This is a genomic window from Streptomyces spongiicola, assembly GCF_003122365.1.
In the GTDB taxonomy this organism is placed as follows: domain Bacteria; phylum Actinomycetota; class Actinomycetes; order Streptomycetales; family Streptomycetaceae; genus Streptomyces; species Streptomyces spongiicola.
Genome location: NZ_CP029254.1, coordinates 1,762,214 through 1,786,548, shown reverse-complemented (window position 1 = coordinate 1,786,548; position 24,335 = coordinate 1,762,214). Strand labels below are relative to the sequence as shown.

The 24,335-nt window shown below is 73.6% G+C and carries 22 protein-coding genes and 2 tRNA genes; 7 read left to right on the top strand and 17 right to left on the bottom strand.

The window, feature by feature from the left end; all coding sequences use genetic code 11:
• Window positions 1-129: 129 nt before the first annotated feature.
• The 6 genes from DDQ41_RS07715 to ehuB form a co-directional block, all read right to left on the bottom strand.
• A tRNA-Lys gene (locus DDQ41_RS07715) sits at window positions 130-203 on the bottom strand.
• A gap of 302 nt (window positions 204-505) precedes the next feature.
• Window positions 506-1,264 carry an IclR family transcriptional regulator gene (locus DDQ41_RS07710; RefSeq protein WP_109293812.1) on the bottom strand — a complete coding sequence of 253 codons (759 nt, stop codon included), beginning with the start codon at window positions 1,262-1,264 and terminating at the stop codon, window positions 506-508.
• Window positions 1,265-1,431: 167 nt separating this feature from the next.
• A complete protein-coding gene (locus DDQ41_RS07705) occupies window positions 1,432-2,199 on the bottom strand; it encodes an amino acid ABC transporter ATP-binding protein (RefSeq protein WP_109293811.1) in 768 nt (255 codons plus the stop codon).
• The gene (gene ehuD, locus DDQ41_RS07700) at window positions 2,189-2,839 is read right to left on the bottom strand and encodes an ectoine/hydroxyectoine ABC transporter permease subunit EhuD (RefSeq protein WP_109293810.1); all 651 of its coding nucleotides are present in this window, start codon (window positions 2,837-2,839) and stop codon (window positions 2,189-2,191) included. The genes DDQ41_RS07705 and ehuD overlap by 11 nt, the downstream gene beginning before the upstream one ends.
• Window positions 2,836-3,495 carry an ectoine/hydroxyectoine ABC transporter permease subunit EhuC gene (gene ehuC, locus DDQ41_RS07695; protein ID WP_109293809.1) on the bottom strand — a complete coding sequence of 220 codons (660 nt, stop codon included), beginning with the start codon at window positions 3,493-3,495 and terminating at the stop codon, window positions 2,836-2,838. The genes ehuD and ehuC overlap by 4 nt, the downstream gene beginning before the upstream one ends.
• Window positions 3,492-4,385: an ectoine/hydroxyectoine ABC transporter substrate-binding protein EhuB gene (gene ehuB, locus DDQ41_RS07690; RefSeq protein ID WP_162602634.1), complete on the bottom strand. Its 894-nt coding sequence runs from the start codon at window positions 4,383-4,385 to the stop codon at window positions 3,492-3,494. Before ehuB ends, ehuC begins: the two co-directional genes overlap by 4 nt.
• A 42-nt stretch (window positions 4,386-4,427) precedes the next feature.
• Between ehuB and DDQ41_RS07685 the strand changes: the two genes are divergently transcribed.
• Complete coding sequence (locus DDQ41_RS07685; RefSeq protein ID WP_109293808.1) at window positions 4,428-4,919, top strand: DUF3830 family protein; 492 nt, start codon at window positions 4,428-4,430, stop codon at window positions 4,917-4,919.
• A 253-nt stretch (window positions 4,920-5,172) separates the two neighbouring features.
• On the opposite strand, the gene DDQ41_RS07680 is transcribed toward DDQ41_RS07685, so the two are convergent.
• Entirely contained in the window at window positions 5,173-6,588 is a 1,416-nt protein-coding gene (locus DDQ41_RS07680; protein WP_109293807.1) for an amidase, read from the bottom strand.
• Window positions 6,578-7,531 (bottom strand): D-2-hydroxyacid dehydrogenase, encoded by a 954-nt coding sequence (locus DDQ41_RS07675; protein WP_109293806.1) that lies wholly within the window; start codon window positions 7,529-7,531, stop codon window positions 6,578-6,580. The genes DDQ41_RS07680 and DDQ41_RS07675 overlap by 11 nt, the downstream gene beginning before the upstream one ends.
• Window positions 7,532-7,630: 99 nt before the next feature.
• Between DDQ41_RS07675 and DDQ41_RS07670 the strand changes: the two genes are divergently transcribed.
• Genes DDQ41_RS07670 through DDQ41_RS07660 form a run of 3 tightly spaced genes read left to right on the top strand, consistent with a single transcriptional unit; the run spans window position 7,631 to window position 10,457 of the window.
• The gene (locus tag DDQ41_RS07670; RefSeq protein WP_109293805.1) at window positions 7,631-8,473 is read left to right on the top strand and encodes a maleate cis-trans isomerase family protein; all 843 of its coding nucleotides are present in this window, start codon (window positions 7,631-7,633) and stop codon (window positions 8,471-8,473) included.
• Entirely contained in the window at window positions 8,470-9,237 is a 768-nt protein-coding gene (locus DDQ41_RS07665) for a maleate cis-trans isomerase family protein (RefSeq protein WP_167450308.1), read from the top strand. Before DDQ41_RS07670 ends, DDQ41_RS07665 begins: the two co-directional genes overlap by 4 nt.
• 59 nt (window positions 9,238-9,296) lie before the next feature.
• The gene (locus DDQ41_RS07660; RefSeq protein WP_394342130.1) at window positions 9,297-10,457 is read left to right on the top strand and encodes an LLM class flavin-dependent oxidoreductase; all 1,161 of its coding nucleotides are present in this window, start codon (window positions 9,297-9,299) and stop codon (window positions 10,455-10,457) included.
• A 614-nt stretch (window positions 10,458-11,071) separates the two neighbouring features.
• Here DDQ41_RS07660 and DDQ41_RS07655 read toward each other — a convergent pair.
• A complete protein-coding gene (locus DDQ41_RS07655; protein ID WP_109293803.1) occupies window positions 11,072-12,958 on the bottom strand; it encodes a putative bifunctional diguanylate cyclase/phosphodiesterase in 1,887 nt (628 codons plus the stop codon).
• Between the two features lie 285 nt (window positions 12,959-13,243).
• Here DDQ41_RS07655 and DDQ41_RS07650 point away from each other — a divergent pair, with 285 nt between their 5' ends.
• Window positions 13,244-14,530, top strand: coding sequence for a M6 family metalloprotease domain-containing protein (locus DDQ41_RS07650; protein ID WP_172607607.1), 1,287 nt, complete (start codon window positions 13,244-13,246; stop codon window positions 14,528-14,530).
• A gap of 71 nt (window positions 14,531-14,601) precedes the next feature.
• Here the strand turns inward: DDQ41_RS07650 and DDQ41_RS07645 are convergent.
• From DDQ41_RS07645 to DDQ41_RS07620, 6 genes are all read right to left on the bottom strand, one after another.
• Window positions 14,602-14,675, bottom strand: a tRNA-Lys gene (locus DDQ41_RS07645).
• Window positions 14,666-15,334 carry a bifunctional DNA primase/polymerase gene (locus DDQ41_RS07640; protein ID WP_109293801.1) on the bottom strand — a complete coding sequence of 223 codons (669 nt, stop codon included), beginning with the start codon at window positions 15,332-15,334 and terminating at the stop codon, window positions 14,666-14,668. The genes DDQ41_RS07645 and DDQ41_RS07640 overlap by 10 nt, the downstream gene beginning before the upstream one ends.
• Window positions 15,335-16,092: 758 nt before the next feature.
• A complete protein-coding gene (locus DDQ41_RS07635; RefSeq protein ID WP_109297600.1) occupies window positions 16,093-16,452 on the bottom strand; it encodes a hypothetical protein in 360 nt (119 codons plus the stop codon).
• Window positions 16,453-16,567: 115 nt separating this feature from the next.
• The gene (locus DDQ41_RS07630) at window positions 16,568-17,914 is read right to left on the bottom strand and encodes an AAA domain-containing protein (RefSeq protein ID WP_109293800.1); all 1,347 of its coding nucleotides are present in this window, start codon (window positions 17,912-17,914) and stop codon (window positions 16,568-16,570) included.
• On the bottom strand, window positions 17,911-19,500 hold the full coding sequence (locus tag DDQ41_RS07625) for a hypothetical protein (protein ID WP_109293799.1): 1,590 nt from the start codon (window positions 19,498-19,500) through the stop codon (window positions 17,911-17,913). The genes DDQ41_RS07630 and DDQ41_RS07625 overlap by 4 nt, the downstream gene beginning before the upstream one ends.
• Window positions 19,491-20,642: a hypothetical protein gene (locus tag DDQ41_RS07620; protein WP_109293798.1), complete on the bottom strand. Its 1,152-nt coding sequence runs from the start codon at window positions 20,640-20,642 to the stop codon at window positions 19,491-19,493. Before DDQ41_RS07620 ends, DDQ41_RS07625 begins: the two co-directional genes overlap by 10 nt.
• Before the next feature lie 455 nt (window positions 20,643-21,097).
• Between DDQ41_RS07620 and DDQ41_RS07615 the strand changes: the two genes are divergently transcribed.
• Entirely contained in the window at window positions 21,098-21,718 is a 621-nt protein-coding gene (locus DDQ41_RS07615; protein WP_109293797.1) for a histidine phosphatase family protein, read from the top strand.
• Between the two features lie 7 nt (window positions 21,719-21,725).
• On the opposite strand, the gene DDQ41_RS07610 is transcribed toward DDQ41_RS07615, so the two are convergent.
• The gene (locus DDQ41_RS07610; RefSeq protein ID WP_109293796.1) at window positions 21,726-23,174 is read right to left on the bottom strand and encodes a transcriptional regulator; all 1,449 of its coding nucleotides are present in this window, start codon (window positions 23,172-23,174) and stop codon (window positions 21,726-21,728) included.
• 261 nt (window positions 23,175-23,435) lie between these two features.
• Between DDQ41_RS07610 and DDQ41_RS07605 the strand changes: the two genes are divergently transcribed.
• Window positions 23,436-23,930 (top strand): hypothetical protein, encoded by a 495-nt coding sequence (locus DDQ41_RS07605; protein ID WP_245991003.1) that lies wholly within the window; start codon window positions 23,436-23,438, stop codon window positions 23,928-23,930.
• Here DDQ41_RS07605 and DDQ41_RS07600 read toward each other — a convergent pair.
• On the bottom strand, window positions 23,927-24,163 hold the full coding sequence (locus tag DDQ41_RS07600; protein WP_162602633.1) for a hypothetical protein: 237 nt from the start codon (window positions 24,161-24,163) through the stop codon (window positions 23,927-23,929). The genes DDQ41_RS07605 and DDQ41_RS07600 overlap by 4 nt on opposite strands.
• Window positions 24,164-24,335: the final 172 nt, after the last annotated feature.

Sequence of the window (24,335 nt, the reverse complement as noted above, 5' to 3'; positions counted from 1 at the left end):
CGGGCCGCTGAGGCTGAGGCCGGGGAGGGCGCCGGGGGCTGGGGCTGGGCGGAAGGCTGAGGGGGAGGGCGGGCACGGTCCGGGAACGGTCCGAGGGGCCCTCGCAGTTGCGAGGGCCCCTCGGGGTTGTGCGCCGCCAGGGACTCGAACCCCGGACCCGCTGATTAAGAGTCAGCTGCTCTAACCAACTGAGCTAGCGGCGCGGGCTGCCGTTCACACCGCTCTCGGCGGCTGACGACGGAGTTAATACTACCTGGTCCCGGGGGGTGCTCCGGACCGCCCGGCGCCCGCAGCGGGCGCTCGCGTCAGCTCGCCGGCCGGTCAGCTCGCCGGTCAGCCGTCTCGCTGTCCTGCCGCCTCGCCGGTCAGTCATCTCGCCGGTCAGTCATCTCGCCGGTCAGTCATCTCGCCGGTCTGCCACCTTGCAGGTCCGCCATCTGACCGGCCTGCCGTCTGACCGGCCTGCCGCCTCGGCGCCCCTGGGGCTCCCTCCCGGCCCGGCCGGTCAGAGGGCCAGTGACAGCACCACCGGAGCCGCCCGCCGGTTGAGGGTGTCGGCCGCGGCCCGCAGCCGGTGGGCGTGCTCGATGGGGAGCGAGAGTGCCAGGCAGCCCACGGCGGAGCCGGCCGTCAGCGGCACCGCCGCGCAGACCGTGCCCACCGCGTACTCCTGGAGGTCCAGCACCGGGACCGTGGGTGGCTGGGCGTCCAGCTTCGAGAAGAGGATCTTCTCGTTGGTGATCGTCCGGGAGGTGAGCCGGGCGATCCTGTGGCGGGCGAGGTGGTCGCGGCGGCCGTTCTGGTCGAGCTGGGTCAACAGGCACTTGCCGACCGCGCTGGCGTGCGCCGCCGAGCGGAAGTCGACCCACTCGTTGACCTTGGGGGTGCGGGGGCCGTCCGCGAACTGGGTGATCTTGACCTCGCCGTCGATGTAGCGGCTGATGTAGACGGCCGCGCCGACCGAGTCGCGCAGCTCGCCGAGCGTGTCCTGGAGCTTGCGCTCCAGGGCCTCGCGCCGGGTGGCGCCGGAACCCAGCAGGACCAGGGAGTCGCCGGTCACATACGCCCCGTCCGCCGTCTGCTCCACATAGCCCTCGCGGCGGAGCATCAGCAGCAGGGCGGTGAGGTGGCCGGTGGGCAGTCCGGTCTCGCGGGCGATCTGGACGTCGGTCACCCCTCTGCCGTGCCGGGAGACCGTCTCCAGAACACGCAGGGCGTACTGCACCGAGTGGAACGGCGCGGTCGGCTCGGGCTTCAGCGCCACGGTTTCCCCCTACCAGGTTGTTACCGCAAGCTTCCGTACCACGATAGCCGCCAAGAACCGTCCGGTGGGCGGCCGTTGGCGAGAAATGCGTGCGCCCCGGACCCGCGTCCCGGGGCGCACCGCATCGGTATATGCCAGGGGCATGGCCTGGCGTTCGCGGTGAGAGGTCAGAGCACCGCACCGAGGAACTCGCGGGTACGGGCCTGCTCGGGCTCGGAGAACATCTTCTCCGGGGACCCGGACTCGATGACCTTCCCGGCGTCGAACATCAGGACCTCGTCGGAGATGTCCCGGGCGAAGTTCATCTCGTGCGTCACACAGAGCATCGTGATGTCGGTGGTGCGGGCGATGTCCCGGAGGACGTCGAGCACTCCGGCGACCAGCTCCGGGTCGAGCGCCGAGGTCACCTCGTCCAGCAGCAGCACCTGCGGCCGCATCGCCAGCGCCCGGGCGATGGCCACCCGCTGCTGCTGGCCGCCCGACAGCTGGGAGGGCCGCGCGCCGGCGCGGTCGGCGAGACCCACCAGGTCGAGCAGCCCGCGGGCGCGCTCCTCCGCCTCGTCCCCGGAGAGGCCGAGGACCCGCACCGGGGCCTCGGTGATGTTGCGCAGCACGGTCATGTTGGGGAAGAGGTTGAACTGCTGGAAGACCATTCCGATCTTCTTGCGGACCTCTCTGCGCTGCCTCTCGTCGGCCGGGAACAGCCGGCTTCCGTTGACGTCGATCGTGCCCGAGTCCGGCCTCGTCAGCGTCATCAGCAGGCGCAGGATGGTCGTCTTCCCGGACCCGGAGGGCCCGATCAGCGTGACGTGCCTGCCCGGGCGGACCGAGAAGCACAGGTCGTCCAGGACGGTGTTGTCCCCGAAGCGCTTGGTGACGTTCGTGAACCGGATGATTTCGTCGTTCCGCGCGGCGGTGTCGGTGTCAGCGGGCAAGGCGGCGCTCCAGGGTCCGTACGAGCAGGGATGCCGGGTAGGCGATGAGGATGAAGGCGATGCCGACGACCGTCAGCGGCTCCGTGTACTGGAAGGTCGCCGCGCTCTCCAGCCGGGACTGCTGGAGCATCTCCAGCACGCCGATACCGGCCAGCAGCGGGGTGTCCTTGAGCATCGCTATGACGTAGTTGCCGAGTGCGGGCGCGATCCGTCGGACCGCCTGCGGCAGGATCACGGCGGTCCAGGTCCGGTGGGCGGGCAGGCTCAGCGCCGTCGCCGCCTCCCACTGCCCGGCCGGCACGGCGTCGATACCGGCCCGGTAGACCTGCGCGGTGTAGGTCGAGTAGTGCAGTCCGATCGCGATGGTGCCGGTGGTGAGGGCGGAGAACTGCACCCCCCACTCCGGCAGGACGAAGAACAGGAAGAACAGCTGCACCAGCAGCGGGGTGTTCCGGACGAACTCGGTGACGACCCCCACGGGCCAGCGCACGAAGCGCGACTCGGAGCGCAGCCCCAGCGCCCAGACCAGGCCGAGTGTGAAGGACAGCAGCGAGCCGAGTACCAGGATCTGCAGCGTGACGAGCACGCCGTCCCAGAAGCGCGGCATGAAGTCCGCGACCGCGGACCAGTCCCAGGTCACTTGACCACCACCCCCAGGTTCGCCTTGGTCTTCCGTTCCAGGGCCTTCATCGAGCGGGTGATGGCGAACGCGAGCACGAAGTAGATCACCAGCGTGACGGTGTAGATCTGGGCGCTCTCCTGGGTCGCCAGCCGCACCAGGTAGGCCGCGAACGACACGTCGCCCACACCGAGCAGCGACACCAGCGCCGTGCCCTTGAGCAGTTCGACCGCCAGGTTGCCGAAGGACGGGATCATCTCGGGCACGGCCTGCGGCAGCAGGATCAGCCGCATCCGCTGCCAGGGGGTGAAGCTGAGTGCGACGCCGGCCTCCCGCTGGGCCGGCGCGACGGCGTTCAGCGCGCCGCGCACGATCTCCGCGCCGTACGCGCCGTAGGACAGGCCGAGCGCGAGCACCGCCGCCCACATGGGCACCAGCTGCCAGCCCAGCAGCGGCGGCAGGACGAAGAACAGCCAGAACATCAGCACCAGCGCCGACGTCCCCCGGAACACCTCGGTGTAGAAGGCCGCGAGGAAGCGGACGGCCTTGGAGCGGTGTGTTCTGGCCATGCCGACGCCGAACGCCACGGCGGTGGCCAGCGCGGCGCTGTAGAGGGTGAGCTGGACGGTGATCCAGATGCCCGGGAGTACCCAGTTCTGCCAGAGTCCGGACGTCATCGGCACAGCTCCTTCGCCGTGAGCTCGGTCATCTCGGACTCGGTGAAGCCGAACCGGCTCAGGATGCGGAAGAGTTCGCCGCTCCTCTTCATCTTGTGGATCTCGGCGTTGAAGGCGTCCCGCAGTTCGGCGTCCGTCTTCCGGAAGGCGAACCCGCCGCCGTCGATCTTCTCCCTGCCGTCGACGATCGCCGCGAACGGCTCCGTGGCCTCGGCCTTCCTGCTCTTGCGCACCACCTCCCGGGTGGTGAGCGCGGTCCCGGCGAAGACGTCCACGCGCCCGGACTCGACGGCGTTGAGTCCGGCCACCTGGTCCTGGAGGATGACGATGTCCTTCTCGGGGTATCCGGCCGCCACGGCGTAGCCGATCTCGGCGTAACCCGTTCCCGTGGCGAACCTCGCCCCGGTCCGCACCACGTCCCGGTAGTCGTGCAGCTCCTTCGGGTTGCCCTTGGCCACGATGAAGGCGTCGAGCATCTGGTACTCGGGGTCGGAGAAGAGGACCTGCGCGCAGCGTTCCCTGTTGATGTACATTCCGGCGGAGACGACGTCGAACTGCTGCGAGTTGAGACCGGGTATCAGGGACGCGAAGTCGGTCGCCACGGGCTGCACGTTCGCCATCCCGAGCCGCCTGAAGACCACCTTGGCCAGCTCCGGGGCCTCGCCGGTGAACTCGCCCTGCTCGTCGATGTAGCCGTACGGCACCTCGCCCGCGATGCCGAGCCGAACCGTGCCCTGGGATCTCAGCCGGGCCAGGCTGTCGCCGGAGGGGACCCGTGCGCAGCCCGCCGCTCCGGCGACGCCGGCCGCACCGAGTGCGCCGGCCGTCCCCAGCAGCAGACTTCGTCTGCGTACCGTGTGTCTGGTATCTGGTGCCGTGTCTGGAGCCATGGCGGCGCGGCTACCCGGGCTCGGGCGGGGTATGCCTGGGCAATGGCCGATCGATTCATCGAAGTCTCGCTCACCAGGCGCGAAGTGCGCTGCACCGCCCGGCTCCTGGACGACCGGGCGCCCCTGACCTGCCAGGCCGTGTGGGACGCGCTGCCGCTCGCCGGCGACGTGTACCACGCGAAGTACGCGCGCAACGAGATCTACGCCCTGTTCCCCGCGTTCGCCGACCGTGAGCCACCGCTGGAGAACCCGACGGTGACCCCGATCCCGGGCGACCTCTGCTACTTCACCTTCAGCGGCACCGAACTGGGGACGGCGGCGTACGGCTACGACCGGGACCTGTCCCGGCCGGTGACCGTGGATCTCGCGCTCTTCTACGAACGCAACAACCTGCTGCTCAACGGCGACACGGGCTGGGTGCCGGGCATCGTGTGGGGCCAGGTGGTCGACGGCCTCGACCGGATGGCCGACGCCTGCCAGGACCTGTGGCGCGCCGGGGCGCTCGGTGAGGCGCTGTCGTTCCGCCGGGTGTGACCTGGCGGGGCCCGGGCCGGTCGCTGGCTCCGGCCGGCTGTTCGAGTGTCTGTTCGGGTTGGCGGGGCTGTCGGCCGTTCGACGGCCCCGGACATCGCCCCCGGCCTCGTCCCCGCTGCCGGCGCCGGGGCCGGTCGTCACCCGGCGGCCGGTCCCGCCCCGCCCCCGCCCCCGCCCCTGGTCCCGCCCCCGCCCCGGTGTCGGTCCTGATGCCGGCTCCGGCGCCGGGGCCGCCTGCCGTCCCCGCGGCTCGTCACCCGGTGGCCGGCGGCGGAACCGCCGCCGCGCCCGACGCGTAGAGCGCGTGCGCCGCGCGCAGGACCAGGGCGTCCGCGTGCCGGGGGCCGACCAGCTGGACCCCCACCGGCAGCCCGTCCTCGTCCACCCCGCACGGCACCGTCGCCGCCGGCTGCTGGGTGAGGTTGAACGGGTAGGTGAACGGGGTCCAGCCCGTCCAGCGGCGGTGTGCCGAGCCCTTCGGCACCTCGGTGCCCGCCTCGAAGGCGGTGACCGGCAGGGTCGGTGTGACCAGCAGGTCGTACCCGGTGTGGAACCGGCCGAGCCGGCGTCCGAGGTCCATCCGGGCGTCGACGGCGGCGAGGTAGCCGAGCGCCGAGGCGCGCTCCCCCTCGGCGCAGACCTCCCGCAGCCCCGGGTCGAGCAGCTCCCGCTGCTCCCTGCCGAAGTGCTGCACCAGGCGCGCCGCCCCGGTGAACCACAGGGTGTGGAACGTGTCCACCGGGTCGGCGATGTCCGGATCTGCCTCCTCGATGTACGCGCCCAGCTCGGCCAGCCGGCCCACCGCGCCGCGCACCGCCGACGCCACCGCCGGACGGACCGCCACCTGGCCGCCGAAGGACGCGGAGAACGCGATCCGCAGCCCCTTGACCCCCTCGGTCAGGCCCTCGACCGCGGGCGGTGCGGGCGCCGCCTGCGACCAGTCCCGCCAGTCCGGGCCGCTGACCGCGTCCAGCAGCAGGGCCGCGTCGGCGGCGTCCCGGGCCATCGGCCCGGCGTGGGCCAGCGTGCCGAACGGGCTCGACGGATAGAGCGGGATCCGGCCGTACGTCGGCTTCAGCCCGAAGATCCCGCAGAACGACGCGGGGATGCGCACCGACCCGCCGCCGTCGGTCCCGATCGACAGCGGGGCCGCACCCAGGGCCACCGCCGCGGCGCTCCCGCCGCTGGACCCGCCGGCCGTGCGGGAGGGGTCGTACGGATTGCGGGTCACCCCGGTCAGCGGGGAGTCCGTGACGCCCTTCCAGCCGAACTCCGGGGTCGTCGTCTTGCCGACGAGGACCGCGCCCTGCTCCCGCAGCCGCGCCACGGCCGGGGCGTCCTCGTCCCAGGCGGAGGCGTCCGGACGGACCGCCCGTGAGCCCCGCAGCGTCGGCCCTCCGGCCTGCAGGAAGATGTCCTTGACCGTGACCGGTACGCCGTCGAGCGGCCCCAGCGGCTCCCTTCTGCGGTGCCGCTCGGTGGCCTCCTCCGCCTGATCGAGCGCCTGCTCGCCGTCGATCCGGACGAACGCGTTGGCCAGGCGCTGCGCCGCCTCGGCCCGGTCGAGGACCGCGCGGACCGCCTCCAGCGGGGAGAAGTCGCCGCGCCGGTAGCCGGCGATGAGGCGGCGTGCGGTGAGTGCGCTCAGGTCGTTCGGCTCAGGAGTCATGGGAGGGGACGTACCCACGTTTCTTGTCGACCACGTTCGGCAGCGGCTTTCCGGCCGACCACAGGTCGAACAGTTCGACGAACTGCTCGCCCAGCCGATCGCGCCAGCCGACGGTGTCCCCGCTCATGTGCGGCGAGACGATCAGGCCGGGAACGTCCCACAGCGGGCTGTTCGGCCCCAGCGGCTCCCACTCGAAGACGTCCAGGGCGGCCCCCGCGATCCGCCGTTCGGCGAGCGCCGGGACCAGCTCCTCCTCGACCACCAGCGCGCCCCGCCCCACGTTGACGAAGTGGGCCGACGGGCGCATCAGGGAGAACCTCCGGGCGCCGAACATGCCCCGCGTGGCGTCCGTCAGCGGGGCCGCGCACACGACCCAGTCGGCGCGGGCGAGCAGCCCGTCCAGCTCGTCGGAGCCGTGCACCCCGGGGCGGGCCGTGCGCCCGGTGACGGCGACCTCCAGGCCCAGCGCCCGCAGCGTGCGGGCGATCGCCAGCCCGATCGGCCCGGCGCCGGCCACGACCGCCCGGCCGCCCGCCACCGGAAGGGACTCGCGGTGCCGCCATCGCCGCTGCCGCTGGAGTTCCAGGGTGCCCGGCAGGTCCTTGGCCATCGTGAGGACCAGGGCGGCCACGTACTCGGCGATGGGCTGCTCGAAGATGCCCCGGGCGTTGGTCAGCACCGTGTCGGAGGCCGAGAACTCCGGGCAGAGCAGCCGGTCGACGCCCGCGCTCGGGGTGTGCACCCAGCGGGGCCGGGGGCCACCCCCCGGCCAGGCCAGACGCACCGCGTCGGAGGTGAAGTCCCACACCAGCAGGGCGTCCGCCCCGGGAAGTGCGGCGGCGAGCGAGCCGACGTCGGCGTACCGGACATCGGCGCGTCCGGTGAGGCTGCCGAGCCGCGGCGGAGGGTCTGCTTCCAGTACGAGGAGAACCGGTAGGGGCATCGTGCGGAAACCGTTTCTGAACGTCTGACATGTACGGATTGACCCACGCTCGCACCCGAACCTACCGTCGTCAACAAGACGTAAATGAGGGGGCCTGTGATGGACGTGTCCCTCGAGGTTTCGCTTCTGGGCGGTCCCGACCCGCAGCGCGGGATCGGGGTGGTCGCCCCGTTCGACTTCGCACTCGACCGCGAGCTGTGGCGATGGGTGCCCGACGGCGTCTCGCTGCGCCTGACCCGGACCCCGTTCGTGCCCGTCGAGGTCTCGCTCGACCTGGCCCGGCTGGTCAGCGAGCACGAGACCCTCGGCGAGGCGGTCCGCGCGCTGGCCGCCTCCGAGCCGGAGGTCGTCGCCTACGCCTGCACCAGCGGCAGCTTCGTCGGCGGTGTGGCGGGTGAGCGGGCGATGTGCGAGGCGATGACGACGGCGGGGGAGGTCGCCTCGGTGACCACCTCGGGCGCCCTGCTGGAGGCCCTGGAGGAGCTGGGCGTCCGCAGGGTCGCGATCGTCACGCCGTACACGGAGTCGGTCACCAGGTCGCTGGAGGAGTACCTCGCCGAGGCCGGGGTAGCGGTCACGGGCCGCGCCTTCCTCGGACTGACCCGGCACATCTGGAAGGTGCCGTACCGGTCGGTGGTGGACATGGCCCGCCGGGCCGTGGTGGGCGCGGCGGACGCCCTCTTCATCAGCTGCACCAACCTGCCGACGTACGACGCGATACCCCAGCTGGAGGCGGAGCTGCGCATGCCGGTGCTCTCCGCGAACCAGGTCACGATGTGGGCGGCGCTGCGCAGGATCGGCGTGTACGCCGTCGGTCCGTACCAGGCCCTGCTGATCCGGACCGCCGGTCCGCACGAGGAGCCGCCGCCCCCGCCGGCCCCGCCCGTGCCGCCGGCCGTGCCGCCCATCGCCCAGCCGGAGGAACAGGAAGGATGGACATGACGACCGTCGGACTCCTCTACCCGGGGCACTCGGCCGAGGACGACTACCCGAGGATCGGGTTCCTGCTCGACAGCGACATCAGGCTCCCGGTCTTCCACACCGACATCGGCGAGGACGCGCACCGGGAGGACGCGCTGGTCGAGATGGGGGCCGCGGAGCGGCTGGCGGCGGGCGTGGAGGAACTGCGGCTGGCCGGGGCGGAGTCCGTCGTGTGGGCCTGTACGAGCGGCAGCTTCGTCCGGGGCCGGGACGGTGCCCGGCGGCAGGTCCGCGAGCTGGCGCGGGCCGCCGGGCTGCCGGCGTCCAGCACCTCCTTCGCCTTCGTCCACGCCGCCGAGGCGCTGGGCGTGAGCCGGGTGGCGGTCGCGGCCACCTACCCCGGCGACGTGACCGTGTTCTTCGAGAAGTTCCTGGAGTCCGCGGGCGTCGAGGTCGTCGCGGCCAGGGCGAGCGGGATCATCACGGCCGCCGAGGTCGGCACCTGGGAGCGCGAGCGGGTGCTGGAACTCGCCGCGGCGGGGGACGACCCGCGAGCGGAGGCGGTGCTCCTGCCGGACACCGCGCTGCACACGGCCGCCCATCTCCGGGAGCTGGAGGAGACCCTCGGCAAGCCCGTCCTCACGGCCAACCAGGTGACCGTGTGGGAGGGGCTGCGGCTGGCCGGGCGGCGGGCGTGGGCGGACGGCCTGGGGGCCCTGTTCGCCCGCCCCGGACGGGCCCCGGAGGGCGGGCGGACACCCCGGTCCGGCGCCGCCCCGGAATAACCGGAGACTGCCTCCTGTTGGTGGCGGTGACCCGTACCGCAACGCAGGAGGCACCTCTCGTGGACACACCGGACGCACCGCAGGCCCCGGACGCCGCGAACACACCGGAAGCAGCGCGCCCGGCCGACGGGATCCGGGGAGTGGCGCGGGGCGCCGCGCCCGTGCCGCTGTCGGTACTGGACCTGGTCACCGTCGGCAGCGGCAGCACCGCCGGCCGGGCGCTGCGTACCAGCGTGGAACTCGCCCGGCTCGCCGAGCGGCGCGGCTACCACCGGCACTGGGTCGCCGAGCACCACTCGATGCCCGGTGTCGCCTCGTCGTCCCCGGCCGTGATCCTCGCCCATCTCGCCGCCCACACCGAGCGCATCCGCCTCGGCTCCGGCGGCGTCATGCTGCCCAACCACGCCCCGCTCGTGATCGCCGAGCAGTTCGGCACCCTGGAGGCCCTGGCGCCGGGGCGGGTCGACCTGGGCCTCGGACGCGCCCCCGGGACCGACGGCGCCACCGCGGCCGCGCTGCGCCGCACCGACCGGCCGGGGTCCCCCGTGGCCGGGGGAGCCGGCGCCGACGACTTCCCCGAGCAGCTCGCCGAACTGACCCGCTTCCTCGACGACGACTTCCCGGACGGGCACCCGTACGCGCGGATCCACGCCGTCCCCGGCCCGGTGCAGGCCACCGCTCCCGGCGGGGTCCAGTCCGCCGCCCGGCCCCCCGTCTGGCTGCTCGGCTCCTCCGGCTTCAGCGCGCGGCTCGCCGGGACGCTCGGTCTGCCGTTCGCCTTCGCCCACCACTTCGCGGCACGCAACACCGTTCCCGCGCTCGACCTGTACCGGGACTCCTTCCGCCCCTCGCCGGTCCTGGACGCGCCCTACGCCCTGATCGGGGTCGCCGCGCTCGCCTCGGACGACGCCCGCGAGGCACGCCGCCAGGTGATGACCGGCGCCCTGGCGATGCTGCTGCTGACCACGGGGCGGCCGGGGCTGATCCCGACGCCCGAGGAGGCCGAGGCGTACGACTTGGGCCCGATGGAGCGGGAGTTCGTGGCAGGCCGGCTGGCCGACATCGTCCACGGCACGCCCGACGAGGTGCGCGCCGGCCTCGACGAACTGCAGAAGCGCACCGGGGCCGACGAGTTGATGATCACGGCCAGCGCACACGGCGGCGGGGCCCGGCTGCGCTCCTACGAGCTGATCGCGGACGCGTACGGGCTGCCCGGCTAGGCCCGTCCTCCGCACGTAACTCGGACGAGTGAAGATCGAATGCACCATTCGCCCAACTATGGGCTGGTTTCACCCTCCGGCATGGCGTCCACATCGTGAGATATCGTCCTCGCCGCCAGTCGGCAATCGACCTCTTCCCCCATGTGCGGAGGATGGGGCCAAGGCCGCGGCCCGCGGGTGGTGCCGCCTGGTCGGCACGGCGGACCGCCGGTGGTGCTGCCCGGCTGGTGCCATGGTCCTCGTGGTGCCGCCTGGTCGGCACGGCGGACCACGGGTGGTGAGGTGCCCCCTGCCCGGAGGGAGGCGGGGCGTGCCTGCCGTGCCGCTCCCCGGTGGGTTCGTCCATCGGGTGGGTTCGTCCATCGGGTGGACCGGTCCGGCGGCCACCGCCTCGGCGTGCGGCCTCCTCGGCGTGCGGCCTCGCGCGCCGCGCCCGGTGTTCGCACACCAGGCGCCCCTCATCGGCCCTCCCGCGTCCGCGGCCACTCGGCAGGCGGGGCCGGGGCGGGGCGGGTGGTCGAGCGGGAGCGCCGAACGGGAGCCGAAGGGGCGCGGTTCGCGGCGGACCCGGTGCGCGGGGCGCGGCCGCCGCGCCCCCCGCACCGCGCCGGGCGTCAGATGGCGAGCGGACTGGTCCCGATCATCCCGGCGATCCGGTCCGGCGCCACCGCGCGCGAGTAGAGCCAGCCCTGGCCCGTGTCGCAGCCGATGCGGCGCAGCCGTTCCGCCTGGCCCGAGGTCTCGACGCACTCGGCGGTGACCGTCAGGCCGAGCCGGTGGGCCAGCTCGACCATGGCCTCGACGATCGTCTCGTCGGCGGGGTTCGGGTGCGTCCCGTCGTCGTAGCGGAAGCCGCGGACGAACGATCCGTCGAGCTTCAGCACGGACACCGGTAGGCGGCTGAGATAGGCGAGGTTGGAGTAGCCCGTCCCGAAGTCGTCGATCGCGATCCGTACGCCCATGTCGCTCAGCGCCTGGAGCACCCGCAGCGGGCGTCCCGCCGAGCCCATCACCGCGGACTCGGTGAGTTCCAGTTGCAGCAGGTGCGGTGCGAGGCCGGTCTCGTGGAGGATCCCGGCCACGTCGGCGACCAGGTCGGAGTCCCACAGCTGGCGCACGGCGACGTTGACGCTGACGAAGAGGGGCTCGTCCGCCGGGTGCCCGAGTTCCCATGTGCGGGCCTGCCGGCAGGCGGTGCGCAGGATCCAGCGGCCGAGCTGGACGATCGACCCGTCCTCCTCGGCGATGCCGATGAACCGATTCGGCGCGAGTGCGCCGAACTGGGGGTGCTGCCAGCGCACCAGCGCCTCCACGCCCCGGACCGCGCCGTCCGCCATGCACACCAGAGGCTGGTACTCGAGCGTGAACTCCTCGCGGTCCACCGCCGGTCTGAGTGTGGACGAGAGGGCCTGACGGGTCATCCGGTGGGCGTTGCGCTCCGGGTCGAAGAACGTCCAGCGGGCCTTGCCGTCCGCCTTCGCCCAGTACAGCGTCGTGTCCGCGTCCTGCATGAGCCCGGTCGCGGTGGTGCCGTCCGCCGCGCGCTCCACCACTCCGATCGACGCGGAGACGGACAACCGCTGCCCCGACAGGTCGAACGGCTGCTGGAGCGCGGCCAGCAGGGACCGGGCCAGATCGGCGAGTTGCTCAGTGCCGGTGGAGTCCTCGACCAGGACGGCGAACTCGTCACCGCCGAGCCGGGCCACCAGACGGGTGCCGCCGCGGGCCCGGCCGTCCCGGTCCGCGCACTCGGTCAGCCGGGAGGCCACCGCGGTGAGCAGCCGGTCGCCCATGCGGTGGCCGAGGGTGTCGTTGACCGCCTTGAAGCCGTCGAGGTCGAGGTAGCACAAGCCGATGCGGCCCGTGCCGCCGTGCTCGTACGAGGAGGATTCGAGCGCGCCGCTGAGCCGTTCGAAGAACAGGGCCCGGTTGGGCAGGCGGGTCACCGGGTCGTGCATCTGGAGATGCCGCAGTCCCGCCTGGAGTTCGCGGCGGTCGGTGATGTCGGCGACCGAGAGCAGCAGCCGGCGGCCACCGGGGACGGGAGCGACCGTCACCTCGGCCCAGACGGGGTGCCCGTCCGCGTGTTCGAGGCGCCGGGTGCAGCTGAGGCGCGGACTCCGCCCGTTCAGCACCTCGCCGTAGGCGAGCAGGGAGCGGCCGTCCGCGGCGAGGTCGACGAGGTCGGCGGCGGGCCGCGAGCGGAGGGCGTCCGGTTCGGCGCCGAGGAGTGCGGCGAGAGCGTCGTTCGCGGATACGACGAGGCCCTCGTGGTCGACGAGGGCCATGGCGAGTTGCGAGGCGTTGAACGCGGCGCGGTAGTCGGCGAGTTGCTTCCCGGCCGTCCGGCCCCGCGGAGTCCGGTCGGCCCGGCGGTGGGATCGGCCGGACTCCGCGGGGCCGGACGGGGCCGCCGGTTGCTGACTGTCCGTGACCGGTGGATGGGCGCCCCCGGGTGCCGCGACGGTCGCGGGGCCCCGTCCTTCCGTGTGTGCGCTCACCGCTCGCTCCCGCAGTGCAGTCGTGTCGTTCGGCCCGGTCCAGGGCCGGAAATCCGGGAAAGTGTGCCGATCATAGAGGCTGGCCGGGTGGCCGTTCCAGCGTCCGGGCGGCGGTCAGAGGTGCCGGAAGGTCCAGCCCGATCGTTTCTGCGCGGGCGGAGACCGGGCCGGGACTCTCGTGACCGGTTGTGACTTTCTGCCGATCACCGGGGTGTCGGAGGCTGCTCACCCGACCGGTGCAGCGGAACAGTGCGAATCATCATAAAAACGCACAAGCTGGGTTGGATGCCCCGCATTCCGCAGCCGGAGGTCCACGTGGAGGGTCAGCAGACGCTGGAGGATTCACCCAAAGGAGTGGAGCGGCCGAGCCTGCGCGCCGGCGCAGCGGTGTTCACCTCCCTGGTGGCCCTGGCCGCGACCACCCTCGCCGCGGGCCCCGCCTCCGCCGACCCCTCACCCCGCGGCTGCGCACTGCCCCGGACCGAGGCGCACCACTCGCTGGGGCTGGACAGCTGGAACTCCGCCTACCCGCGGCCCGACCGGGCCGTCGACGCCGTCATGGTCTTCCTGTCCTTCCCGGACTCCGCCCCCCTGACGGCGCCGGACGACCTGTTCGCCGACCACTTCCCCGCGACCAGCGACTTCTTCCGCAACGCCTCGTACGGGAGGTTCCTGCTCCGCCCGCACCCCGTGCGCCGGTGGATCCGGATGCCGAGGGCGTCGACCGAGTACCGCATAAAGCGGGACTGGGACGCCGGGCGCCGGGCCGCGTACCTGCGGGACGCGGTCTCCGTCGCCGACCCCGCCGTGGACTTCTCCCGCTACGACGTCGTCTATCTGGTCGCCGACCCGGACGCCCCCGGGGTGGACTCCGACGCGACGAAGGTGGTCAATTTCGAGCAGGAGACGAAGGCGGACGGTGTCGAGCTGAAGCGCGCCGTCACGGTCTTCGAACGCCACCCACCCGACCGCCATGTCCTGGCACACGAGACCGGGCACGTCTTCGACCTGCCGGACCTCTACCACCGGCCCACCGACGGCAAGGGCGACTGGGACACCCATGTGGGGGACTGGGACGTGATGGGCAGCCAGTTCGGGCTCGCCCCGGAACTCCTCGGCTGGCACAAGTGGAAGCTGGGATGGCTGGACGAGAGCCAGGTCCGGTGCGTCACCGGCCCCGCCGACCGGGTGCTCGAACTGGAGCCGCTGGCGGCCGCCCGGGCCCCGGGGCGCCCCGAGGGCACCAGACTCGCGGTCGTCAGGACCGGGCGGAACAGCGCGCTGGCCATCGAGGCGCGCGGCGCCACGGGCAACGACCGGGACACCTGCAGGGAGGGCGTGCTGCTCTACCGGGTGAGGAACGAGGAGGCGTCCGGCGCCGGCCCCGTCGAGGTGATCGACACCCATCCCGGGAGCGGGGCCTGCTGGGACCGCTCGGTCTACCCGCAGCTGGCGGACGCCCCGCTCGGCGTGGGGGAGTCCTTCACCGTCCCGGGTGACCGGGTGCGAGTCGAGGTGGCGGACCGCACCCGGGCGGGAGCATGGACGGTCAAGATCACGACAGTGCCGTGAACGGCGACGCGCGGACCTGTCGACGGACGGCGAGAAGGCCCCCCGCTTGCGCGAGAGGCCTTCTCCGTCTGTGCGCCGCCAGGGACTCGAACCCCGGACCCGCTGATTAAGAGTCAGCTGCTCTAACCAACTGAGCTAGCGGCGCCTGCTGACGTCGTAGACCTTAGCATCCTGATCGGCGGGAGGAAAAATCGATATCCGGACCGTCGCGGCGGAGGTGCCGCGGGCCGCCCGCACGCAGGCCCAGAGCAGGATCTCGGGCCCCGGGAGCCACGGGTGCCGGGTGTCGGGCGCGACGATCCACCGCGGGCCGGCGCCGCCCGCGGGGGCGGGGGCGAGCGGCGGAACGGTGATCGCGTCGCCGGTGCCGTGACAGAGCAGGGGCGGTACGGCACTGCCCCACTCCTCCCACTCCAGCAGGCTCGGCAGCCGCTGGGCCGTGCCGGGGGCCGCGAACAGCAGCATCCGGCCCCGGTGGTAGGCGGCCGGCCCCGACCCCGGCCCCTCCGACCACAGCCGGTCCAGCATCCGGCGCCCGAACATCGCGGGTACGTTCACCACGTCGAAGACGCCCCCGCCGCAGGGCACGGCCAACGGTGCGGACGGCCGCGACTCCCACAGGGCCAGCACGGACCGCGGATGTGCGGTGGCGGACGCCAGCCAGTCCGCACCGGGCGCGGTGATCCGGGCGGTGCGGTGCCGTTCGTCCTCCCTCAGGAAGGCGAAGATCTCCCGCCGCCGCTCGTCGTGGCGGTCGGGACTGCACGGTGCGGCGCTGATGTCGTCTCGCGGCCGATTGCTCATGACGACTACGTGTACGCGTAGTTATGGGCCGGTTTCCGTGAGTTGTCGAAATCGGGGACAGCGGGCCGCTGGAGGGGTATCTTGCCCCGGCTTCCCCCGGTCATATGCGAGCGGCATGACGGAGGGGTCGTCGGCCCCCACCTTCCCCCACCTCCCATGGCGGACCTCACGGCACCGCCGGCGCGCCCCCGCGGCACCGGAGGATGCCCGCGGTTCCGGCGTCCCGCAGTTCCGGTGTCCCGGTGTCCCGGCGGGGGTGCTGTGTCCCGGTGTCCCCCCGGGGGTGCTGTGTCCCTGCGTCCCGGTGTTCCGGCGGGGGTGCTGTGTCCCGCAGTTCCGGTGTCCCGGGAGTCCGGGGGCCGGGTCCCGTAGTTCCGCGGTTTCGGAGGTCTGGTGTCCCGGTGCAGGGGCATGGTGCCGAGGCGCGCGTCCTCCCGTGTGAGAGTCCCGCACCGGTCCGATCGAGGACTCGCGCCCCGCGCCTGCCGCCGCCGTGTGGCGCTGGGGCGGGGCGTGTGGTGAGAGTCCCTCCCGGCCGCGAAGCCCGGCACGCGTTTCCCCGTCGCGCTTCGGGTATCGGAGGCGCCCCTGGCCCGCGACATCGGATTCATCCGATGTCATCCGATTACATGTGAGTGCCCCCGAGTGCGTCCGGGTGCGTCCAGTGCGAGGACGGCCCTCCGCCCTGTGGCCGCACTCGCCGGACGCCTCGGGCCCCGCCCTGCGGGCGGACGGAACTGCTTTCGCCACCCGCCCTGCTACGGCCGGCGCGCCGGCCTCGGGTCCGGACCACGCAGCAGATCGCGGCCGAAATCGATCATGCGCCTGGTGTAGTCCTCGCTCCATTCGGCCCTGCGCGCGATCTCCGCCGGTGTCAGCCGGTCGAAGCGCCGCGGGTCGGCGAGTTGCGCGGCGGCGATCGCCTGGTACTCCAGGGCGCGATCAGTCGCGGCCTGGAACGCCTGTGTGAGTTCCGTCGCACGGGAGAGCAGCTCCCGGGGGTCCTCGATCGACTCCAGATCGAAGAAGTGCTCCGGATCGGAGGCGACCTCCGCAGGCTCGAAGAGCAGCGGCGAAGGCCGTACCCGCCGCTCGCTCCGCCCCGACGACTCCGCCATGCGCGTCTCCTCCTCGTGCTTCCGGACCACCCCATTGTCCCGCCCCGCACAAGAGGGCAACCGGCCGGCGGCACGACCCCTCCGCCCGGTACCGGGGACCGGCTCCGGGCTCCCGCTACAGAGCCCAGCTCACCCGGTGCTCCTCCAGGTGAGAGAGCACCGCGTGGTTCGCCTCCCAGCCGTCCGGGAACTTCATGGTGACGCCGAGCTGCACCGGCTCCGTGGACGGGTGCTCGTCCAGTAGCCCGGCGACACCCGCCCGGCACACCACGACGCAGGCGTGGCGGTGGCGGGAGGCCAGCACGCAGAGGCGGCCGGTCTCGAGGTGGAAGGCCGTCGCGTCCGGGCGTCCCGACAAGGGGTGCAGCACGACCGTGACGTCGAACTCCCTGCCCTGGAGCCGGTTGGCGGTGTCGACCGTCACACCTGCGACGCCCCGCTCCGCGAGCGCCGACCGCACGGCGGCGGCCTGGTCGCGGTGGGCCGTGCCGACGGCGACCCGGTCCGCGGTCAGCGGCACCGGGTCCGCGGAGCGCTCCGAGACCGACGTGCCTCCGCGGTCCAGCAGCCGCCGGACCACCTGGGCCACCGCCCGCACCGCCTCCGGGTCCGTGCGCGGGGTGTGCCGGGCCGGAAGCTCCAGCAGACCCCAGCCGGACTCGGCCGCCTCGTCCAGCACCCGGTCGGGCCCCGAGCCGTCCGAGCGGACCCCGAACGTCAGGCGCCGGTCGTCCGGGCCCGTACCGCTGCGGAAGGGCGTGTACGGGTAGAACGCGGCGGAGACCAGCGGCGCGGCCGACGCAGGCAGCCGCCAGGACACGGGCAGCCGGTGCTGCGGCAGCCGCGGGTTGTGGGCGAGTAGCGTGGACACCGCGCTCGCCGACGGGTCGTACGACAGCCCCGCCCACTGCCCGGCCCCGACCACGGAGAACGGGTCGAGCTGCCCCGGGTCCCCGACGAACAGCGCCCTCTCGAACAGCCCGGCCACGGCGAGCAGCGCGTCCGACCGCATCTGGTAGGCCTCGTCCACGATGGCGTGCCGCCAGGGTTCCACGTCCTTGACGTGCGCCCACTTCGCGGCCGTCGAGATCACCACGTCCAGCCCGGCGAGATCGCCGGCCTTCGCCGACTTCCTCACCGCGGGCAGTTCGTCGAGCGCCTTGTCGTACGGGTCCGCGTCGTTGCTGTGCAGCCGGCCGACCGGCAGCCCCGGCTCCTTCTCCGCCAGCCGCACCACCAGATCGTCCACCTGCGCGTTGGTCTGCGCCACGACCATCAACGGGCGCCCGGCCGCGGCGAGTTCCAGTGCCGCCCGCACCACGAGCGTGGACTTCCCCGCACCCGGAGGCGAGTCCACGACGACACCGCGCGCATCACCGCCGAGGGTGTCCTCCAGGATGGCGGCGGTGGCACGGGCGGCCTCCGCACCGGGGTCGAACAGCGGGATCACGGTCCCGGTCACAGCAGGTCCTCCGGGGTCACGGCGTCGGGGCTCTCGGCGGTGTCGGTACGCGGCGGACCGCCGTGCGTCCACGGCGTCTCCTCCGGCTCGGGCAGCTTCGGCCCGCCGCGCTGGTCGTGCTCGAACAGGGTCCAGGCGACGGACTCGCCCACGTCCGGCACGGATCCCTCCGCGGGATCCCTGGACCGGCCCATCCGGTCCAGCAGCCGAAGGACGATCGCGCCGCCCTCCTCGTACCGCACGAACTCGGCGGACTGCGGTCTGCCCTCCAGCGAGCGGTAGGCCCTCACCCCGGCGCCCAGATGCGGGGTGTCGTCCGTGCGCACCGTCACCAGCGGCCGGGGCGAGGGGCGTTTCGACTCGGACCAGGCCATCGCGACGCCGGTGACCACGCCGGCGAACGCCTCGCCCGCCAGCCGCCGCCCCGCCAGCACCAGCGGGTCGTCGAGAGCCTCCTGCGCCTCGAGCTGTGCCTGGGCGGTCTCGCGTGCGGCCAGCTTCCGCGCGGCGGTCACCGCGTCGTCCCGGCGCGGCTGCGGGGGCTCACCGGCCCGCACCCGGTCCCGGTGACCCGTGTACGACCAGCGGTCACGCGTCCACCGGTCGGCGACGTGAGGTCCCTCGGGCAGCCCCCGGAGCAGGCCGATCCCGTCCCACACCGCGTCCCACGTGGGGCGCAGCACCCCGTCGAGCAGCGAGCGGATCTCCCGCTCGGCAGAGGTGAGCCGGGCCAGCTGCTCGTCGGCCGCGGCCCCGTCGGCGGCGGCCGCCAGTGCCTGGCGGGCCCGGTCGTGCCGTTCCATCACGGGTGCCAGGAGCTTGTTGTCGAACGCCGGGTCCGTGGCGGGCCCGGCGGGCGGGCACACCAACTGGCCCCCGCGGTCGCGCTCCACCTCCGCCCGGAACGCCGCCTCGGCGCCGGATCCGCCCTCCGGCGGGGCGATCCAGGCCAGCAGGGCACCCAGGTGCTGGTCCTCCAGACGGGACTGCCCGGTCGCCCAGTGCCGCCCCAGCAGATCCGTCATCGCGAGCAGCAGCGAGGAGCCGGGCACCCGGGCCCGCTCGCCGTAGTGCGTCAGCCAGCGGCCGAGCAGCGGCACGCGCGGGGGCGCCGGATAGGGGGTGTCGGGGTCCTGCTCGGCGGTCCGCCGGAACCGCATCGACCGGCCGAGCAGGCGCACGAAGTCGACGCCGGGCCTGCTGGGCACGATGAGCTGCGGCGCGTCCGCGCAGAGCTCCACCTCGACCTTGACGCGCCTGCCGGTCTCCGGGTCCGTCTCGCCGCGCTCGGCGGCCTCCACGTCGTCGGCGTATCCGTCGAGATACGGAAGCAGCGTCTCCGCGAGTTCGGCGAGGAAGGCGAACCGCAGCTCGCGGTCCCGGGGCTGGGCGACGGCCAGCAGGTGCGGCGCGTCCCGGTCGGTGCCCACGAGCGCCCCGAGCGGGGCGCCGGCCTCACCGGCGGTGGTGAGGGGGACGAACACCATCGGGCGCGGCGAGAGATGCCGGTGCCGCACGGTGGCGAGCGGCTGCGCCCGCCCGCGCTCGACCGCCTCCAGCCGGGCGAGCGCACCGATCAGCGACATCCCGGCCTCCCCACGGCGACGTCCGGCGCCTTGGCGCCGAGCGCCTCGGCTCGCAGGCGCGCCGCACGGCGCAGCGCGGCCACCGCGGGGTCGTCCGGATCGCCTGACTCGCCGCGGGCCGCCGAGAGGACCTCGGCGACGGCGCTCAGCCCGCCCAGCTCGCCCCGCACCGCTCGGCCCAGGGTTTCGACCGCGCCGGCGGAACGGGCTCGCTCGCGGCAGTGGAAGGCCAGCTCGCAGGCGGACAGGCAGTCCGGGGCGTAGGCGGAGGGGACCGACTCGACCGCCGACGCCAGTTCGCCCGGCGAGCGCGACTCCATGTCGAAGCTGAGCCCGTCGGGCAGCACCGAGGCGATCTCCTCGACCCGGGTCAGCCGTGCCAGCTGCCGCCGGGTGACGGAGAGCTGCTTGCGCACGTCGACGGCCGACCCGGTCGGCAGGTTGGAGAAGTCCTTCGGGCAGACCAGCAGGACGGAGTGGTCCACCGACGCGTCCTTCGTCACCGCCGCGACGTGCTCCAGCGCCAGCACGTACACCGCGGCCTGGCGGGCGGCCGCACCCACCTTCGACGGGTCGGCGGAGCCGTCGACCATCGGGAAGGACTTGATCTCGACCACCGTCCACCGGCCGTCGGGGTGCACGACGACCGCGTCCGGCTCGAGGTACGCGGGTGATCCCGCGACCTGAAGCGCCAGCATCGGATGGTCCAGCAGCGTCCAGGCCCCGGCTCCCGTGGCCTCGCGCAGGGCCAGCGCGGTGCGCGCCGCCCGCCCGTCCGGGCCGGCCGCAGCCAGGTCGGGAACGAGCGCCGCCCGCGGGTCGGCGACTCCGAGCAGCCCCAGCAGCGCCGCACCGCCCTCGGCCTTGACTCTCGCCTCGAACGCGTTGCCCCGCATGAAGGCGAACTGGGACTGGCCGAAGACGGCGGGTGACCCCAGAGCCCGGGCGAGCGCCGCCTTGTCCACTCCCGCGCCGTCCAGCAGTGCACGCCGCCTGCACCCGGGGTTCGCGGCAAGGGCGGCCAGCGCCCGCGCGTCGAGCGGGTGCGGCGCGGTGGACGGCCCGCGCAGCTGTGCCAGACGCTGCCGGAGCGCGGTCGCCGGCGCCTGCGGGGGAGGTCCGCTGTCGAGGGATGTGCTCACCCGCGGAAGTCTTGCATCCGCCGCCGACATCGGGGGCGCGGTCAACGTCATCGGGGCGCGGTCAACGGCGTCGGGAGCGGGGCGTCCGGCGTCGGGAGTGGCCGACGGCGTGGGGGTGCGGCCAACGGCGTGGGGGTGTGGTCAACGGCGTCGGGAGCGGGGTCAGCGGCGTGGGGGTGTGGTCAACGGCGTCGGGAGCGGGGTCAACGGCTTGGGGGTGTGGTCAACGGCGTCGGGAGCGGGGTCAACGGCTTGGGGGTGCGGTCAACGGCTTGGGGTTGTGGTCAACGGCGTCGGGAGTGGGGTCAGCGGCGTGGGGGTGCGGCCAAGGGCGTCGGGAGTGGGGCGTCCGGCGTCGGGAGCGGGGTCGCCGGGCCCCCACCGGGCCGCCGGTGCCCGCGGCCGCCCCGCTTCACCGCCGGGCGCACACCGCGGCCGCCGGTGATGATGGACTCATGGCACCGCGCATATTCCTGGGCCGACACGGCCAGACCGAATGGTCCCTGCTCGGCCGGCACACCGGCCGGACGGACATCCCCCTCCTCGACGAGGGCCGCCGCTCGGCGAAGCTCCTGGGGGAGCGGCTGCACCGGCGCCCCTGGGACGGCCTCCCGGGGGCCGAGGTGCGCACCAGCCCGCTCTCACGCGCACGCGAGACCTGCGACCTCGCCGGATTCGGTGACCGGGCGCGGGACTGGGACGCGCTGATGGAGTGGGACTACGGCGCGTACGAGGGCAGGACGCAGACGGAGATCCGGGAGGCGGACCCCGACTGGTTCATCTGGCGGGACGGCGTCCCCGTCGGGGTGCCGGGCGCGCCCTCGCGCGGGGAGACCCTGGCGGAGCTCTCCGACCGCGCCGACGGGATCGTGGAGTACGTGCGCTCGGCCGACCGCGACGTACTGGCCTTCGCGCACGGCCACATCCTGCGCGTCCTGTGCGCCCGCTGGATCGGCGAGGACGTCTCCTTCGCGGCCCGTATCAAGCTGAGCCCGGCGAGTCTCTCGGTACTCGGCTGGGCCTACGGAGCCCCGGCGGTCGAGCGCTGGAACGACACCGGCCACCTCGGCACCTGAGCCGCCCTCATGCCCGGGACCGGGCGGCGGCCGTGTGGCGGTCCAGGAACGCCGCCACACCGGCCGTGTTCCGGCGCGGCCCGAGCACCCGCGCCGTGTCGGCGAGCATCGCCCGGATGCGGGTGGACTCGAGATCGCCCTCCAGTGCGTCGAGCACCTGCTCGCCCACCGAGGCCGCCTCGGCGGGGGCCGCGGAGCGGGCGAGGTCCGCCGCCAGCTGAGCCCGGTAGAGGGCGAGGTTGCGGGCGAAGTGCGGGTCCTGGAGCGCCGCCGCCCGCTGCGCGTGCCGGGCGGCGCGGGCCCAGTCGCCGAGCGCGGACCAGCACTGCGCCTCCAGGGCCTGGAGTTCCGGCTCGCCGAAGAAGGACATCCACTCCGGGTCCCTGTCCGAGGGGCCGCGGCCGAAGTGCCTATGGGCACGGGACAGCGCGCGCTCGCAGCCGGCGCGGTCGCCCAGACCGGCCCAGGCACCCGCCTCACGCAGGGAGAGCAGGCTCAGCAGCCGGTCCGAGCCGAGCGGCCCCGCCGCGCGCTGCCCCGCCTGGGCGGCGCGCACCGCCTCCCGGTGCCGGCCGGCGTCCCGGGCGAGGAAGGAGGTGTTGCAGAAGGCGTGCGCCTCCAGTGCCGCGTCGCCGGCGAGGCGTGCGGTCGCCAGTGCCTCCGCGTAGTGGGAGCGCGCGTCCTGGAGCCGGCCCGAGTCATGGGCGAGCCACCCGACGGAGATGGCGAGTTCGCCCGCGCCCGCGGCCAGTCGGTCCGCGGTCGAGCCGCGGGTGGTGGCACCGGCGTCGAGCAGCGCGAAGGCGGCGCGCAACGGTTGTGCCGCCCGTCGGTAGAGCCCGTCCGCGCCGTGCCGGTCGTCGAGTAGCCGGATCTGCCGCACCGCGGCCTCCACGGCACTCGCCTCGGAGGCGCCGACCCGCTGCCGGGGCAGGTCGGAGCGCAGGGCTTCGGCGCCGGGCAGGGGACCGAACCCCAGGGATGCGGACGCCAGGGTGACTGTTCCGCCGGTCATGAACGCGCGACGCAGCACGTCGCTCTCCTCGTCGCTGTAGGTGTTGAAGGTGTTGAAGGTGCTGTCGGTGGTGCCGGTGGTGCCGGTGGTGCCGGTGGTGTCAGTGGTGCCGGTGGTGCCGGTGCTGTCAGTGGTCCTGTACGGCTCCGGAGGCCGAGGCGTTCGCCCGCGGCCTGCGCGGCCCCGTACCGCTTCGCGGGCCGAGAACCCCAGATCCGCCAGCGTCAGGCTGGGGAACATATGGCGGAAGACCCGTTCGTAGGCGTAGTTGGGGCAGCGGATCTCACCCGCCTCGACCCGGCCGACGTAACGGGCGTCACAGGCGACCTGCTCGCCGATCTCCCGCGCCGCCCGGCGGACCAGTGCGGCGAACTCGCCTGGCGAGCGCTGTCCCCGCAGCTGCTTGAATCTGAGGTTGGGAACTGCCCGTGACGACGCCATGGCCGAGCCCTCTCCTGTGCCACTCCCGGAGTCCTCCCGGTCATTTGGGATGCGGGATGCCTGGCTCCGGCGGAGGAAGAACGTACCTGCTGTGACGGATCCACCACGCAGCGTTTTGCCGCAAACGGGATATCTCCCCCGTGATCTGCCATGAACTGCCACCCTTTGCGGCGGCGTGCCGCCGTAGCCCTTGACGCCGACGTGCGTTGAACCACCCGGGCACGCGGTACGCGCCCCTGCTCGGCGAGGAGGTTTCCCTTGTTGGAGGTTGGCGTGGAGACCAGCGGTGGCTCACGGACGAGTGCCCAGCACCTGCCCACCCGGGAGTACAGCGTGGCACCCGGCGCGGACGTACCGGGACCAGGGGGAGCCGAGGGGCCCTGCGACCTGGTGACGGTGCCCGCCCGGCAGGGCCTCGAGGCCGTCGACATCCTGCGCCGCGGCGGCGCCCCCGTCGTCGGCCCCGTGCTCCACGACGGCAGCTGCGACACCCTCGGCTTCCTGGTGCCGCCCGGTACGGCCGCGGGCTGGGACATGCCGGGCAGTGCGTGCACCGAGACGTCGGGCCGCGGCATCCGGATCCCCGGCGCCTCCGCGGAAGCGCCGGTGGGGCCCGCCTCGGAGCCCTCGCCTGCGGGCCCCGACTGGCTGCTGCCCCCCGGTGACGCGGACCGGGTTCCGCTCACCGACCCGGTGATGCTTCGCGAGGCCCTGGGTGAGGCGGCCCGCATGATCGAGGCGGCGGACAGCATCTAGTAGTGCCGCGTCAGGCGGGGTTTGCCCGTCGGCGGCGGTGCGGTGCGGCGTTCGGTGCGGTGCGGTGCGGCGCAGGGCGCCGGATCGGCCTCGTGGTGGGCCTGCCCGGTTGGTTCGGCGACGCGGCGAGTCGCCGTGCCGGGCGTCGCGACGGTGGCGTTCCGCCGGGCGGTGTAGCCGATCAGGGACCGGCACTCGCACATCACGCCGAGCACTTCGGCCGGTTGGGGCACTCCCGGCGCCTGACCGGGCTACTTCGCGTACCGCGCCCGGCATGGACATCATCGCGAGCTGGGTGCCGGACGGCGAGGTGCATGATCGCCTGCACCACCTCGCGGGACGCGACCGTCGCGACGGGGCGAACGTCGCCTGACGCGGCCTAGCCCTGGCACTCCGGTGTGACTT